Consider the following 15,180-nt stretch of genomic DNA (forward strand, 5'->3'; position numbering starts at 1 on the left):
TTTTACCTTCCCCCCTCTATCCTCTTGCGGCGCGCGGGTAGGGCCGGAGGGGCCGCCGCCCTCCCTCTGCCCGAGGGCGCAAGGCGGGGGCCAGTAACCTCGCCGCGGGCCAGGGGGCGGGCCGAGGCTCCCGCAGGCACGGTGAGCGCCCAGCCCGCGGGGTCAGCGGTGGCCGAGCGCCCGCCGGAGGACGGGCGTCGACGGCCTCAGCCGGGCTAACCTGGCCAGGCCCGGAAGGGAGCAACCTAGCCCGGCCGCTGTCGTTCGCGGTGCCTGGGCGCAAGGGGCGGCGGGGTCAAAGCCCGGCCCGTCCCCGAGGAACGCGGCGGGGGTCCGCGCGCCGTAGCCGGCTTATGTCTTCGTCAAACATGGCAGCCATGGAGGCTGTAGGAGGTCCATGGGGTGACATAACGAGCGATAGACCTCACCCCTCAGGGCGGGGAGGAGGCCAGCCCCCAAGTTACAATCACTGTTTGTGATGCTGCCATCTTACACGCCTGCGCGGCCGCGCTACACGCTATCAAACAATTTAACGCGGCCCGCACCTAGGCCCTGGGAGGCCGCTTGGCCAAGCTGTTCGGCACTGACGGCGTCAGGGGAGTAGTTGGGGACCTCATGACCCCCACCTTTGCCCTCAGGATGGGGCACGCCATAGGGGCATACTTCGGCAGCGGCTCAAGGGTGCTCCTTGCCAGGGACGCCAGGGCCGCCGGGGACGCCCTTGCCAGGGCCGTGGCCGCGGGCCTCATGGCAGAGGGCGTCAAGGTCTACTACGCTGGCATGGTACCAACGCCCACCCTGCAGTACGGCGTCAAGGCGCTTGGCTTTGACGGCGGGGTTATGATAACCGCCAGCCACAACCCGAGGGAGTACAACGGGATAAAGGTCATAGAGCACGACGGCGTCGAGATACCGCACGAGAAGGAGGCTATAGTTGAGGACTACTACTTCAAGGGTCACGAGGCCAACCTGCCCTGGAGGTCAATGGTCTACGACGTGGCCGACGTGACTCAAGCAGTGATAGACACCTACGTGAGGGCCGTGGTCTCGCAGGTTGACGCCGAGCTCATAGCGAGGAAGGAGTTCAGGGTCCTGGTTGACTGCGCCAACAGCGTGGGGGCGGTGACGACGCCGCTGATACTTAGGGAGCTCGGGGCCAGGGCGCTCACGCTGAACTGCAACCTCGACCCAGGCTTCCCGGGCAGGAACCCCGAGCCGAACGAGGAGAACCTGGCGCTCACCCTCAGGTTTGTGAGGGAGGCCGGGGTTAACATGGGGGTGGCACACGACGGGGACGCCGACAGGGCCATACTTATTGACGAGAGGGGCAGGCTTATATGGGGCGACAGGGCCGGGTCGCTGCTCACCAGGTTCGTAGCTGGGAGCGGCAGGTGGAAGGGCTACCCGCCCAAGACTTACACAGCGGTGTCAAGCAGCCAGCTCGTGGAGGAGTACCTTAAGCCGGTTGGCATAAGCGTCGTCTGGACCCCCGTGGGGAGCGTGACCATAGCAAGGAGCATACTGAGGGACGGGGGGGCCATAAGCGGGTTTGAGGACAACGGCGGCTACATGCACGTGCCACACCACCCCGTGAGGGACGGAGGCATGACGACGGCCCTGGCCCTCCACATGCTGGCCAGCGAGGGCAGGAGCCTGGGGGAGCTCTACGACTCGCTGCCCCAGTACTACGCCGTGAAGACTAAGGTGGAGGCCACGAGGGAGCAGGCCGCGTGCGGCGTTGAGGCGGTCAAGGAGGCCTTCTCCGGCTACAGGCAGATAACCATAGACGGCGTCAAGGTGATAGGCGACGACTTCTGGGTGCTCGTGAGGCCCAGCGGCACGGAGCCCATAATGAGGATATCAGCGGAGGCCAGGACGAGGGAGAGGGCTGAGGCCATAGCTGAGCAGGTGAAGGAGCTCTTCATGGCTAAGTGCAGGGGCGAGGGGAGGAGCCCTTGAGGTACTACTTCTTTGAGCTGTTGGCGTGCCCAGTCTGCAAGAGCCCTGACCTGGTGCTGGTGGAGTTCAGGGTCGACGAGGTCAAGGCCAACGTTGACCCAGCGAAGGTCAGGTGCAGGGACACCTGCTACTTCCTCAGGAAGCCCGCCTCGCAGGTGCCGCTGGAGACCTGCGCCCAGTGCGTCAACAAGGACGTGGTTGAGGGGGTCCTCGTGTGCAGGAACTGCGGCAGGTGGTACCCAATAATTGACGGCATACCTAGGATGCTGGACGACAAGTTCAGGAAGGTCAAGGAGGACGTCGCGTGGCTGACCTCCCACATAGACAAGGTGCCCGAGGACGTGAGGAAGCTTATGAAGTGGCCTCCCCTTTCCCAGGGTGGTTAGGGGGCAGCCCTCTCATCTCCCTCCAGCTTCATCCTCGCCTTAACAAACAACCGCTGGTGGGGCCTCAGCGCGAGGCAGCCGGTGAGGGGTGCCTCGCCGCTGGGCGCCCCGCAAGACCATGGCACAAAGGTTATGATAGAACGCATTTAATTGCGCCCATTAATTACGCCGTGGTGTAACCTTGGGATCGGACGTCGACGCGCTGTTTGAAGCGATAGACAGGGGCGACGTGGAGGAGGTGCGGAGGCTGCTGAAGGTCCTGGGCCCAAACGCAAGGGGCAGGGATGGCACCACCCCGCTCCACGAGGCGGCGCTAAACGGCCTTGCGAACGTCGTCAAGCTGTTGCTCGACTCCGGCGCAGACCCGAACGCCAGGGACAGGCACAGGGTGACCCCGCTCCACGTAGCCGCGTACCACGGCCATGTGGAAGTTGTGAGGCTGCTCCTTGAGAGGGGGCGGACCCCAAAGCCAAGGACGCCTTCGGCGTAACCCCCCTTCACGACGCCGTGCTCGGCAATAATAAGGGCAGCGCTGACGTCGTCAGGCTGCTCATAGACAGGGGAGCAGACCCAAACTGTAAGGGCAGGGACGGCGATACGCCCCTTCACATCGCTGCGTCCATAGATAACGCGGAGGCAGCTAGGGCGCTGCTTGATAGAGGGGCTGACCCGAACTCAAGGAATATGCACGGTCAGACGCCCCTTCACATCGCCGCGTCGGCGGGCAGCGTGAACGTCGCCAGGGCGCTTATTGAGAAGGGCGCTGACCTCAACGCCAGGGGCAGGGACGGCGAGACCCCGCTCCACGTCGCCGCGCTCAGCAGCAACAGGGGCAGCTCTGAGGTCGCCAGGGCCCTCCTCGGCGCCGGCGCAGACCCGAACGCCAGGGACAGGTATGGTGAGACGCCCCTCCACATAGCTGCATATAACGGCAACGTGGACGTGGCAAAGGCCCTCCTCGACGCCGGGGCCGACCCAAACTCAAGGAAGGAGCGCGGCGTAACGCCCCTCCACATGGCCGCATACCACGGCCATTTGGAAGTTGTGAGGCTGCTCCTCAGCGCTGGGGCCGACCCCGGCCTGGCCGACGAGGAGGGCCTGACGCCCCTGGACGTCGCGGACGAGGAGGTCAGGGAGCTGATGGAGCGGATGGTTAACCGCAAGGCCAGCTAACGGCCCACGCCGTCACTGCGCCTTCACTGGGCCCCCTTCGGCCTCCCGCCGCGGCCCAGGCCCTGGACGACGCCGCCCAGCGTCGGGTCCTCGGACAGGGCGTTTATCACGGTGTCAGGGCTAACCGCGAGCTCAACAACCCTCGTCTTGCCGTACCTGCCCCTGCTTATCACCCTGCTGCTTATTATGCCGAGCATGTCAAGCTCCCCGAGCACACCAGAGGCCCTCCTGAGCGTCACCTCCTCAAGGCCGAGGGAGGAGGCCAGCTGCCTGTAGGCGTCGTATATCTCCCCTGTGGTGGCCCTGCCCTCCGGCGACGACTCCGAGGCCCTAAGTATGGCAGCAAGTATGAGCTTGCCGTGCAGGGGCAGGGTCCTTATGACGTCGGTCGCCCTGTCCCTCTCTATCTCGAGCCTCGCCCTCCTGACGTGGTCCTCCGTGACCTTCGGCGCCCCCTCCCTCTCAGCTATCTCGCCCGCGACCCTGAGCACGTCGAGGGCCCTCCTGGCGTCCCCGTGCTCCCTCGCGGCCAGCGCCGCCACCAGCGGTATGACCCCCTCCTCAAGGGCCCCCTCGTTGAAGGCGGCCGAAGCCCTCTGGGAGAGTATGTCCCTCAGCTGCTCGGCGTTGTAGGGCGAGAACACCAGCTGCTCCTCGCCCAGGCTGCTCTTGACCCTCGGGTCGAGGGAGTCGAGGAGCTTGACGCTGTTCGTTATGCCTATGAGCGACACCCTGGCCCTCTGCAGGTACTCGTTCACCCTGGTGAGGTCGTACAGGACGTCGTCGCCCCTCCTGACGAGGAAGTCTATCTCGTCAAGCACAACTATGTAGACGCCCTCTAGCCTTGAGAGCCTTCTCACGACCCTTGAGAACAGCTCGCCTATGGAGAGCCCGGTGAAGGGCACCCTGAGGCCCAGTTGCTCCCCCATGTCTGCCAGAACCTTGTAGGGCGTCTCCCTCTGCCTGACGTTGACGTAGAGCCAGGAGACGCTGGCGCCCCTGGCCTTGGCCATCTCCTGCAGGCGCCTGAGCACGTACTTAGTGACGGCGGTCTTGCCGGTGCCTGTCAGGCCGTAGATGAAGGCGTTGCTGGGCCTCTCCCCCCTCAGCGCTGGGGCGACGACCTCTGCAAGCCTCTTTATCTCGGCCTCCCTGTGAGGCAGCTCGAGGGGCACGTAGTCAGGCAGCAGCACCTCCCTGTTCTTGAACAGCCTGCTCCTCGAGGCGGCCTCGAATATGTTGTCGATCTCGTCCAAGTGAAACACCGGCTCCAGAGGAAAACTTGGCCTAAGGGGGTGAGCGGGCCTCAGGGCCGGTAACACTGGGCGCGCACCTCTAGAAGTGGCCCCTGGTGGACCGGCCGGGACTTGAACCCGGGACCTCTCGGATGCCAACCGAGCGCTCTTCCAGCTGAGCTACCGGCCCACAGGGACCAGGGTTGAAGTGAATGGGTAGGGCATATAAAGGTTTAGCAGCTGCGCCCCGTGTCCGGCGAGCTAAGCCATGCCGTGAGCCTTAGGGCGTGGGACGTTAACTTTTTATCTTTAATAATATGATATTGTAGTACCATATGTGTTTTTCCAAAATATTTAATTAAGAGCTATAAGCGTATAAGTGTTATATTTAACTCCTAAAAACTTTGAGGTGTATGCAATGGCGAACCCAACTGTCCCGCAGGAGTCGGCCGAGGAGAGGAGGGACAGGGAAGCCTACTGGGCCATGTCGGGCCTGCTGCTGGTGCTGGCCTTCATAATGCTCGGCCTCGGCCTCTACTTCCAGCTCTACAAGGACCATGAGCCTGCCCCCCTGCTCCTCGGCATCCTAGCGGGGTTCACATTGGCCACCCCGCTGGAGATCTGGAACTGGGGGGACCCTGACATAGTTTGGAGGGTCATGGCGTTCCAGGACAGGTTCCTGATAGTCTGCTTCGGCTTCGCCATAGGCCTCGGCGCCCTGCTGCTCTACGGCCTCTACCTGATACCTGGCACCGCGCCCCACTTCGGCATAAAGGACTTCTTCGTGCCAGGCATCGTAGTTGGGGGCCTGCTATTCGGCATAGGCGTTGGCCTCAGCGGCTACTTCCCAGGGCTGATATGGATAGCCCTCGGCCAGGGCAGGAGGGACGCCGTCTACGCAGTGATAGGAGGCCTCCTGGGCGCCCTCACCTGGTCGCTCATATTCGGGGCCGCAAGGGGCTTCTTCTGGAACACCCTTAACTTCGGCCCCATAACCTGGGCCACGCTGGCCGGCTTCAGCCTGTCTGACAGGCTAGGGTACTTCATCGTCGCGGTTGTGTTCTTCATAATAATGTTCAGCATGTTCCTGTTCCTGCCGAGGTACCCAGGGCAGCCCGTCAGGCAGTCCTGCGCCTATCACATAGCGGGCGTCAGCAAGGAGAGCATGGTCTGGGAAGAGGTCGTGGCTGAGGAGATGAGGAAGTACCCGAAGGCAAACAAGTTCATAACCAGGCTCACAAACGAGAGCAGCATAAGGAACTCAAGGTCCATAATTGCGCTTGGCATAGCCTTCACTGTAACTGCCGTGGCAGTGATATACCTGAGGCAGATATTCGGCGAGTCAACTACCTACTCCTGGATAGGCGCCCAGATAGCTTACGCCATAAACCCGAGGTGGGCGGCCGCCAACCCGTACTGGCAGCTCTTCGGAGGCCTCGGCTTCCACAACGGTGTGCCCTATAACAAGCCCTTCAGTGAGATAGGCTGGGAGCCCTTCAGCGACCTCGGCACCTTCCTAGGGGCGCTCATAAGCTCCCTGTTCGTCAGCAGGAGGTTCCTGACCTACAGGAGGCAGGTGCCGAGCCTCTGGGCCAGGAGGTTCGGCAACAGCGAGGCCAAGAGGGCGCTGGGCAGCTTCTTCGGCGCCTACCTGGTGCTCTTCGGCGCCAGGATGGCCAACGGCTGCGCCAGCGGGCACATACTCAGCGGCAACACGCAGATGGCCATCTCCAGCTTCGTCTTCATGATATTCGTGATGATAGGCGCCTGGATAACCCTCTACGGCGTGCTCGGCCTCAAGATAAACAAGTGGGGCTTCAGGAAGTAAGGGGCTTAATCACTCCCTATAACTTTTAATTTTCTTTTTCTTCCTTTTACTATAAAAATGTGTATAGGTCCCTTCGCCCAGCAGCGACAGGGGAGCCATGGAGGACATAAGCGTCAACACTAAGGTGCTGAGGGTTGACCCCCAGAACATAGACATAGACATCATAAGGGAGGCTGCCGAGGCCATAAGGAGGGGGGGCACGGTGGCCTTCCCCACGGAGACGGTCTACGGCCTCGGCGCCGACACTTATAACCCGGAAGCCGTGAAGAAGGTCTTCATAGCCAAGAGGAGGCCCATGGATAACCCGCTCATAGTGCACATACACTCAATGGAACAGCTCTACGAGATTGCAGTGAAGGTCCCGCCGGAGGCGGAGAGGCTGGCCAGGAGGTTCTGGCCGGGCCCCATGACCCTGCTCCTGTGGAAGGCCGAGAGGGTCCCCCCAGAGGTCACCGCCGGGAGGCCCACGGTCGCCGTCAGGATGCCGGCTCACCCCGTGGCCCTGGCCCTCATAAGGGAGAGCGGGGTCCCCATAGCGGCCCCGAGCGCCAACCTGGCCGGGAGGCCGTCGCCAACCACGGGGGAGCACGTCGTTAGGGACCTCTTCGGGAGGGTCGACGTCATACTTGACGCCGGCGAGACGGTCTACGGCGTTGAGTCCACGATAGTTGACTTGACCAGGGACCCGCCGGTGCTCCTGAGGCCGGGGGGCCTGCCTGTTGAGGAGGTGGAGAGGGAGCTTGGCAAGAGGGTTGAGGTGCCCCCGTTCGCCAGGGGCCTCGGGCAGGCCGACGTGGCCCTGGCCCCAGGCATGAAGTACAGGCACTACGCTCCCCTCAAGAGGCTTGTGATAGTTGAGGGCGACTACGGTGACCTGAGGGCGTACGCCTCAAAGGTAATTGATGTAGTCAGGCGGGAGGCGGCCAAGGGAGTTAGGCCCGTTGTGCTGTGCTCATCGGAGACCGCCCCCTACTACGAGGCCCAGGGCATAAGGTACGTAGAGCTCGGCCCCAGGGGCAACATATTCATAGTAGCCAGGAACCTGTTTAAGACGTTCAGGCTGATAGACGAGCTGCCTGACGTTGACGCGGCCTTCATGGAGGGCTTTGAGGAGAGGGGGCTCGGCCTCGCAGTAATGAACAGGGCCAGGAAGGCCAGCGGCTTCAGTATTATTCGCGTGTAAATAGTTCCTTAGGATGCCGCGATGGAGTGATGCCTTCACTTTTAAGGAGCCGGGCGCAAGATTTACTTGGTGCGAGTTTTGGGCGAGGCCCTTAGGAGGCGGCTCGCTGTTGAGCGCGGCCTTACGAAGGTTGCAGCTGGCCTCATAGCTGACCTTGAAGTCTTCTTCAGGGAAAGCACCGGCAAGGGCTTCGTGCAGAGCCTCCTTGAGGACCCTGCGGCAACGTACAGGCTGGCCACCTCTAGGTACCCTAGGAGCGTCATAAGGGCCGCCCTGAGGGCCGCCCTGAGGCTTGCTTTTGGCGCCCCCTCCGAGGACATTGATAGGGCCTTGGACGCCCTTGAGGCCGGCCTGCCCTCTGAGTTCCTAAGGCTCCTCAGGATGAGCGCCAGCTGAGGGCCTCCCAGGCTCAGACCTCCTGCTCGCCGCCAGGGGCCTGCCCCGGCCTGTAGTACCTCATGCCAAGGTAGATCGCCACGACCGTGGCGGCGACGGCAGCCCCTATAACGTAGTAACTCAGGTTAACGCTGACGCGCCTAACGGCTTTAACCGGGGCGAGGCCGATGCTGACGTTAACCGTCTGCCCAGCGCTCACGCTGACGGTCCTGTTGACCTGCCTATAGCCGGCGGCCCTGGCGCTCACCACATACGCGCCGGGGGCCACCCCCACGGCGACCCTGCCTACACCTATAGCGACGGGCGTGCCGTTTGGGAATGCCACCTCTACTGAGGCGTCGCTCACGTTTGTGTAAACCTCTATGGTGCCCCTCGTCGGCCTTGGAGGCGCGGTGGGCGTGACGTTGTAGCTGTAGAGGGCTGGCCTCGTGGCGTTGACCAGGGCCGAGAACGTCATGCCGTTAGCTGACGCCGTTATGTTATAGCTCCCTGGGGCCACGGGCATGTAGACCTCCTGGCCGGCCCCTATGACGCCGCTGAAGACAGTTACCCCGTACTTGGTCAGAGAGAGGCTGGCCTCGACGGCGCTGAAGAGCCTGAGCACGGGCATTGTAAGGGAGCAGCTCAAGTCGATTGTCGCGTTGGAGCTCAGGGCTATGGTCTCGGAGACGGGGGCGCAGACGTTGTAGGGGTAGAAGCCGACAACGTCAACTCTGTAGGGCACCCTGGAGAGGAGCCTAACGCTGCCGTTGACAGCCCATGTCAAGGGGGTGCCGTTGACGTAGGCCTCGACGTAGTTGACTGGCACGGGGGAGCTGACCGAGAGCCTGGCGTAGACGAAGGCGGGGCTTAGGGAAAGCCTCACGCTGGTGTCCGCCAGGGGCACCACCACATATGAGAGGGGCGCGTAGCCAGGCGCCTCGGCTGTAACGTTAACGGGCATAGCGCTGTCGTAGAAGTAGGCGGAGCCAACCCCTATTGGGGTGCCGTTCAGGTATATTGTGGCGTCGCTGGGGCTCGCGCTCACGTTGACCCTCCACTCGCCGCCCACCATGTCGCTGTAGCTCACGACCTCGGCCGTGAAGCTGGTCTCATTATAGATTAACAGCTCGCCGCCCCAGAGGGGCAGGAACTTGAGGCTCCCCTGGGGCGCCGTTATCATGATGTACTCCTCCGAGGAGCTGAGGTTGACTATGTAAAGGTCGCCGTTGGCCCCTGCGAAGGCGGCGGAGAGGCCGTTGACGGAGGCCGTCTGGACGTCGACTGGGATCGTCAGGTTGACCCCTGGGCCCTCCAGGCCGGAGGGGGTCACCTCAAGGCCCGTCATGGGGTCCAGGGCCACGGGCCACGGGAGGCTGAGGCTGGAGGCGCCGCCCGGGCCGTAGATTGTGAGCTTGCAGCCGCTTAGAGTCTCCTCCTCAACCATGACGTAGTAGCCGCCGTAGGCCACGTAGACCCCCATGTATGTTGGCACATATGATATGTTAGCCCTGTAGTAGGCCACGGGCCTACCGGCGTAGTTGAAGACTATAATGGTGTTGTTAGTTGAGTAGAGGGCAACGCCCCCCGGGCCGACGCCGCCGAAGAGCCACTCGCCTGGTATCTCAACTGGCCTCGGCGGCAGGCCCTGGCCGCCGGCCTGGGTGAGCACTATCGCCTCAGCTGGCACGACCAGGAGCGCTGCCCCGGCGCCGGAGGAGGCGTAGGTGACCGGGTAGAAGGTCTCAATTGGCACCAGTGCCCTGGGCCTTACGAAGTAGGCCGTGAGCCTTGGAGCGCCGTACCTGGGCGGGTACTCCACGGCGCCGCCGAGCGCCTCAAGCTGAGTGCCGTTGACGTAAAGCGTCGAGGGCGTTGGTACCTCGTAGGAGCCCGGCGGTAGCCTGAGCGAGACCAGGAGGCCGCTGACGTTGACAAGGACCTGGGCCCTGGCGCTGAGGTCGAGGGCTGTCGGCAGGGCGGGCGCCAGGGCTGACGCCCCCGCGTAGTTCACCACGAAGGCTATGTTGCCAAGGGAGCCAACGACCTCGCCTGGAACGGGCTCCCAGGAGCCCCTGTAGAGGATGTAGCTGTAGCCCGTGAGGGGCATGTAGTAGCCCCCTGGCACAGGCACGGCAGAGCCTATGGGCTGGTAGCTGGCGCCCGTCAGCGAGGCCTTTATGAGCACCAGGCCGGCCCCGCTCAGCGCCATGACGTAGCTGCCAGAGGCCCAGTAGACCCTGAGGGGCACGAGGCTCACTGGGACAGCTGACAGCAGCTGGGCCGAGAGGGGACTGCCGCTCACCCTATATATTAACAGGTAGGGCCCGGCCCCGCCCATGTAGCCGAAGACGTATGCGGTGGAGCCGTTAAGGTAGCCCGAGGGCGCGGGCGAGGTGACGTTGAGGCCCAGTAGGCCCTGGGGCGACTGAATGTAGAAGGCCCCGCCCGGGGCCCTCTCGAGGAGGACGGGGGAGTCGACGTAGCTGAAGGACACAACGCTGAAGTTAGCTGGGAGCTCAAGGGTCGCCTCGAGCCCCCTCGGGCCCTCCACGTAAACGGAGCCGCTCACGTTGTAGGCTATGAGATCACTATAGATGCCCACCACGTCGCTGGCCGGCAGGGCGACCACGCTGGAGACGCTGGCGTTGCTCATGTAGAGGAAGTACGCGCCGTCCTCCCCTACTACGGCCATGTAGCCTTCCCCACATGATGCATTGACAGCCACGTCGCCGGGCCAGGGGCTGTAGGACTGGCCGCTCGCCAGGTTGATAACGCCGCTCGCAGTTATGAGGTAGGGGTAACAGAGGGCCACGGGCGTAGAGTTTGACAGCAGGGGCAGCGACGCGCCGCCTGCGGCCCTCGCCCCGTGGCCGCCCGCGGGCATCAGGGCTACTAGCAGGAGCGCTAGGAGCAGCGTCAGGGCCAGGCGCCTGGCCAACGTAACACCTTAGGTGTACACATAAACTCTGGAGCTAATCAGCGTTAACCTCTTCCAGGCTGGTCGTCCCACGTGAAGCCTTGGCTGGTGGTAGCACCGGGCCCTCAGCCTTAAAGCCTTGGGGCCTAACAGAGAGGCAGGTGAAAAAACTGTGTCACTGCTCAGCGCCCTGGGCATAAACCTCTCCTCGCCTGCCTCTATAGCAGTAACAGTGATAGAGTTCCTGCTGGGCCTTGGCGTGGGCTACGTGCTGGCCAAGGGCCTCAAGTACGTCCTCGCGTTCTTCCTGCTGCTCATAGTGGGCGACCTTCTCAACGTGTGGAGCCTGAGGGGCCTTAACGTCAGCTCGCTGGCAAGTAGCGTAAGCTCAGGAAACGTGACGGCCATTGAGCAGGGCTTCAGGGCACTCTACCCGTTCCTTGCTGTAATAGAGCCCATATTCACGAGCATCGTCATAGTGCTGGGCTTCATAGTGGGGGCCGCCATAGCCTTCTTCAGGTAAGCGACGGCTGCCTGGAATAAAGTAATTTAATTATGATATAAACTATTTAACGCTCCTCGCCTTTTGACGGCGCGGGGTCATCCCTGAGGGTCAATGGCTTCAGGCAAGGGGCGCGCCGCTCGGGGCGCGAGCAGGAAGGCTACTCGGTCAAGGGGGTCTTCAGGGCCCTGGCTGCGGCTTGGCCTTACCTCTCAATAGCCGCCCTCCTGGCCCTGCTAGCCGTCACGGTGTACCTCAGGCTCATACCTTACTTCAGGTACGGCCCGACCCTTAACGAGGTGGACCCCTACGAGTACCTCTGGCTCGCCAACTACTTCTACAGCCACGACCTCGGCGGCCTCAGCGGCCTCTCCAGGGTCGCCTTCTGGTGGTACCCCTGGGGCAGGGACTTCCTTAGGAGTGAGTACCTCGGCCTCCCGTGGCTCGCCGCTGCCATAGCGAAGCTCACCGGGGGCAGGGTCTCAACAGAGCTGGCGCTCTCTATGTCGCCAGTTGCCTTCACGGCGCTGGGCGTGGTCGGGGCTTACCTGGCCGTTAAGGCGGCCACGGACTCGAGGGCCGGCGGCCTTGTGGCGGCCCTCGGCGTCGCGTTTATGCCGACCCTGGCCCTAGACCACGGCTTCGCCAGCGACCCGGCCAAGGTCTACATGGGCCTCATGATAATGCCTTACCCGCTCTACTTCCTTGCCCTCTCCACTAGGGCCAAGGAAAGGGCGAGGGCCCTAGCGCTGGCCGTCGCCTCAGGCGCCTCCGGGGGCCTCATAGCGTGGTTCTGGGGAGGCTACCAGTACTACGCCCTAATCATCTCCCTGGCGGCCCTCCTGGAGCCCTTCATAATAAGGCCAACGCCGTCGAGGCTCCTCATCTACCTAACCGCGTGGGCCTCCTTTGCCGCCGTCTCACTTACATCACCTGCCACGCCTCTGAGCCTCTTCTACAGGGGCGTTGGACTTGCCCCTGAGGCAACGCTCATAGTGTACGCCCTGGAGGCCTGGTACGACAGGCTCGGCCTTGCAAGGCTCAGGCTGAGCAGCTCCTACAGCGTCAGGGTCCACGTCTTTATGCTGTTGCTGCTCGCGCCGCTGGCCATTGACGTGCTCCTGAGCGGCCTCATAAGCGCCAGCTCAAGGATGCTCATGGGCCTCGGCCTCTCCCCGCCGCCCACATCAGTAGTGCCCTTAACGGTCCAAGAGTACATGGGCGTCCCGGCCTCTCAGGTGCTGGCAGACCTGGGGCCCTTCTTCATAACGACGGTCATAGGCCTAGTGGCCCTGGTGGCCGCAGCTGCCTCAAGGTCGTGGAGGCCCTCGGGGCCAGAGGTGGTCTTCCTGACAGCGTTCGTCCTCTCAGTAATCTTCACCTACGGTGGGGCCAACCAGGCCTACTACATACCGTCGGCCGCTATCTTCACGGCAATCTCAGCCGGCATGGCAGTGGCCTTCCTGGCCTCGCAGAGGTCCAGGACCTACGTGAAGAAGGAGAGGAGGACTGTTGAGAGCCCCAACTGGCTCGCTGTTGGCGTTGCAGCGACGCTAGTTGTAGCGGTGGTGGCCTTCTCAGGCCTCTACGCGGTGCAGGACGCCGAGGCCCTCAGGCTCCAGGCGCCGGCCCTTGAGACCGGCTGGACGCCTGCCATGACAGTGCCCAGCGGCAGCGGCTCAAGGACCGTGGTGCCAATAAACAGCGCCTGGACCGACGCCCTTAGCTACATTAAGGAGAACACGAGCCCTGGCTCAGCTGTAGTGTCGTGGTGGGACTACGGCTACTGGATAGGGGTCCTAGCGAACAGGACCACGGTCGTCGACGGATCAACCATAAACGGCACCCAGATAGGCCTCGTGGCCAACGCCTTCACGGCCCCCGTGAACCAGAGCCCCGCCTACCTTGAGATGATGAGGCTGAGGCCCAACAGCACCTACATATTGGTCTATGATGTCTTCATCGGAATCTACAGCAACAGGACGGGCTCCGTCATAATGTTCCCCTACCCCAGCTTCTACCCAGTCAACCCGCAGGCCGGGGTCTACGCCATAACCTACGGCCTCGGCGACATGGCTAAGTCATACCAGATGCTGAGGATAGCGCTTAGGGTCAACCCGTACGCTGGCAGCCCGTTCTTCTCAAACTACACGTCTGTGACCACCTACGGCAACTACGAGTTCTACCAGTTCCCCGCCCTCGCGGGCGGGCCGCAGGCAAACGTGTCTGAGACCCTTGACACCACCATCTACGACCTAATGATGTACGGGGTGAGCGCGCTAAAGCAGTGCGGCAACATAACTGGGGCCCCGTTCCTGGCCAACGCAACCTCCTTCACCCCAGCGGCGGTGCAGTACATTGACCCCACCACTGGCGCCATAGTGCCCCAGCCCATAACCCCGCCCAGCCCCCTGCCCTACTACCAGCCTGTGAAGGTGTTCGCCTCTGTCTACTACGCCTGGAGCCCCGCGGGCTCAGGCGTCACCTACTTCTACAGTGTCGTTGTGTTCCTCTACAGGTGGACGGGGGTCGTGTAATCTAATAGGCCAAAGCCCCAGGCAGTGGGCCCTTGGCTGCAGCTGAAGGGGGCCCTCGCTTTTCCTCCACCTTAAAGTCTAGGCGCCGCCCATAGCTCTAAGCCCTAGGTACTGGAGGGCGCACGGGACGTACCTTATGGACCTCAGGTTGCCGTACTCCCTCCCCCACGCAGTTACGAACTTTGAGCTCGCCCTGTCGAGCAGCTCAACGTCCTCAGGGCTCAGCTTGACGTCAGCTGACCCCGCGAGCTCCCTGGCCCTGTCGGGCTTAGTGGTCCCTGGTATGGGCACGGCGCCCTTAGATATTAGCCACGCCAGGGAGACCTGGGCTGTCGTTGCCCCTAGGCGGCCCGCGACCCCCTTGAGGGCATCCATGAGCTCCCTGTCGGAGGCGGCCGCCTTGAAGCGCGGGTCAACCCTCTGCACGGCCCTTGAGGCAGTGACCCCAGCTAGGGCTCCCTTGGCGAGGGGCGAGTAGGCAATGATGCCAATTCCTTTGGCCCTGGCCACTTTAGCTACGTCGAGCTCAGGGGTCCTGTAGGCCAGGCTGTACTCGACCTGGTCGCTCACGGGCTCCAGGGAGCTGAAGCAGTAAAGCGCCTCCTCGAGCAGCCTCCCCGAGAAGTTCGAGAGCCCCACGTACTCCGCAAGGCCAGCCTTCACCGCCCTCTCAAGGCCTCTCAGGGGCTGGCAGAGGGGTATCCAGGCCGGCGGGGGCCAGTGGAGCTGCAGCAGGGCGGGGGCGAAGCCGAGGCGCCTCCTCACGCCCTCAGCGCCCTTGAGTATGAAGTAGGGGGTGGGCCTGAAGCCGCCCACTTTACTAGCAACAACAACGTGCTCCCTTATGCCGAGCCTCCTCACGGCCTCCCCGAGGGCCTCCTCGCTCCTCCCCATGCCGTAGACCTCGGCCGTGTCGAAGAAGTTTATGCCCTCCTCGTGGGCGGCCCTGACTATGGCCTCAGCGACCTCAGGGCTGCCCCTCCAGGTCCTTGAGCCCACCTCCCAGAAGCCAAGGCCCACGGCGCTCACCTGAGGGCCGTCCCTTCCAAGCCTCGTGTATATCAAGTCCGCAGCCCAGGTGT

Annotated in this window: 12 protein-coding genes, 1 tRNA gene and 1 other RNA gene; 10 read left to right on the forward strand and 4 right to left on the reverse strand. The window is 63.0% G+C overall.

The window, feature by feature from the left end; translation table 11 throughout:
* Positions 1-30 precede the first annotated feature (30 nt).
* From ffs to SE86_RS04445, 5 genes are all read left to right on the forward strand, one after another.
* Positions 31-340: signal recognition particle sRNA (ffs, locus tag SE86_RS04425), an RNA gene on the forward strand.
* 224 nt (positions 341-564) lie between these two features.
* Positions 565-1,959, forward strand: a complete 1,395-nt coding sequence (gene glmM / locus SE86_RS04430) for a phosphoglucosamine mutase (protein WP_117354448.1) — start codon at positions 565-567, stop codon at positions 1,957-1,959.
* Positions 1,956-2,345, forward strand: a complete 390-nt coding sequence (locus SE86_RS04435) for a Trm112 family protein (RefSeq protein ID WP_117354449.1) — start codon at positions 1,956-1,958, stop codon at positions 2,343-2,345. The genes glmM and SE86_RS04435 overlap by 4 nt, the downstream gene beginning before the upstream one ends.
* Positions 2,346-2,526: 181 nt before the next feature.
* Positions 2,527-2,835, forward strand: a complete 309-nt coding sequence (locus SE86_RS04440; RefSeq protein WP_117354450.1) for an ankyrin repeat domain-containing protein — start codon at positions 2,527-2,529, stop codon at positions 2,833-2,835.
* A 17-nt stretch (positions 2,836-2,852) separates the two neighbouring features.
* On the forward strand, positions 2,853-3,518 hold the full coding sequence (locus tag SE86_RS04445; protein ID WP_117354451.1) for an ankyrin repeat domain-containing protein: 666 nt from the start codon (positions 2,853-2,855) through the stop codon (positions 3,516-3,518).
* A 23-nt stretch (positions 3,519-3,541) separates the two neighbouring features.
* On the opposite strand, the gene SE86_RS04450 is transcribed toward SE86_RS04445, so the two are convergent.
* Both SE86_RS04450 and SE86_RS04455 read right to left on the reverse strand, forming a co-directional pair.
* Positions 3,542-4,774: an orc1/cdc6 family replication initiation protein gene (locus tag SE86_RS04450; protein WP_174221338.1), complete on the reverse strand. Its 1,233-nt coding sequence runs from the start codon at positions 4,772-4,774 to the stop codon at positions 3,542-3,544.
* Positions 4,775-4,867: 93 nt separating this feature from the next.
* Positions 4,868-4,943, reverse strand: a tRNA-Ala gene (locus tag SE86_RS04455).
* Between the two features lie 228 nt (positions 4,944-5,171).
* Here SE86_RS04455 and SE86_RS04460 point away from each other — a divergent pair.
* The 3 genes from SE86_RS04460 (at position 5,172) to SE86_RS04470 (ending at position 8,160) form a co-directional block, all read left to right on the forward strand.
* On the forward strand, positions 5,172-6,581 hold the full coding sequence (locus SE86_RS04460) for a YeeE/YedE thiosulfate transporter family protein (protein ID WP_117354453.1): 1,410 nt from the start codon (positions 5,172-5,174) through the stop codon (positions 6,579-6,581).
* 97 nt (positions 6,582-6,678) lie between these two features.
* Positions 6,679-7,764 (forward strand): L-threonylcarbamoyladenylate synthase, encoded by a 1,086-nt coding sequence (locus SE86_RS04465; RefSeq protein WP_117354454.1) that lies wholly within the window; start codon positions 6,679-6,681, stop codon positions 7,762-7,764.
* A gap of 78 nt (positions 7,765-7,842) precedes the next feature.
* On the forward strand, positions 7,843-8,160 hold the full coding sequence (locus tag SE86_RS04470) for a hypothetical protein (protein WP_117354455.1): 318 nt from the start codon (positions 7,843-7,845) through the stop codon (positions 8,158-8,160).
* A gap of 13 nt (positions 8,161-8,173) precedes the next feature.
* Here SE86_RS04470 and SE86_RS04475 read toward each other — a convergent pair whose 3' ends face one another.
* Positions 8,174-11,080 (reverse strand): PEGA domain-containing protein, encoded by a 2,907-nt coding sequence (locus tag SE86_RS04475; RefSeq protein ID WP_117354456.1) that lies wholly within the window; start codon positions 11,078-11,080, stop codon positions 8,174-8,176.
* Between the two features lie 151 nt (positions 11,081-11,231).
* On the opposite strand from SE86_RS04475, the gene SE86_RS04480 reads away from it, so the two are divergent.
* Positions 11,232-11,582 carry a hypothetical protein gene (locus SE86_RS04480; RefSeq protein ID WP_117354457.1) on the forward strand — a complete coding sequence of 117 codons (351 nt, stop codon included), beginning with the start codon at positions 11,232-11,234 and terminating at the stop codon, positions 11,580-11,582.
* A gap of 227 nt (positions 11,583-11,809) precedes the next feature.
* Complete coding sequence (locus SE86_RS04485; RefSeq protein ID WP_117354458.1) at positions 11,810-14,098, forward strand: hypothetical protein; 2,289 nt, start codon at positions 11,810-11,812, stop codon at positions 14,096-14,098.
* A 78-nt stretch (positions 14,099-14,176) separates the two neighbouring features.
* Here SE86_RS04485 and SE86_RS04490 read toward each other — a convergent pair whose 3' ends face one another.
* Positions 14,177-15,163, reverse strand: coding sequence for an aldo/keto reductase (locus SE86_RS04490; protein ID WP_117354459.1), 987 nt, complete (start codon positions 15,161-15,163; stop codon positions 14,177-14,179).
* Positions 15,164-15,180: the final 17 nt, after the last annotated feature.

Source organism: Acidilobus sp. 7A, assembly GCF_003431325.1.
In the GTDB taxonomy this organism is placed as follows: domain Archaea; phylum Thermoproteota; class Thermoprotei_A; order Sulfolobales; family Acidilobaceae; genus Acidilobus.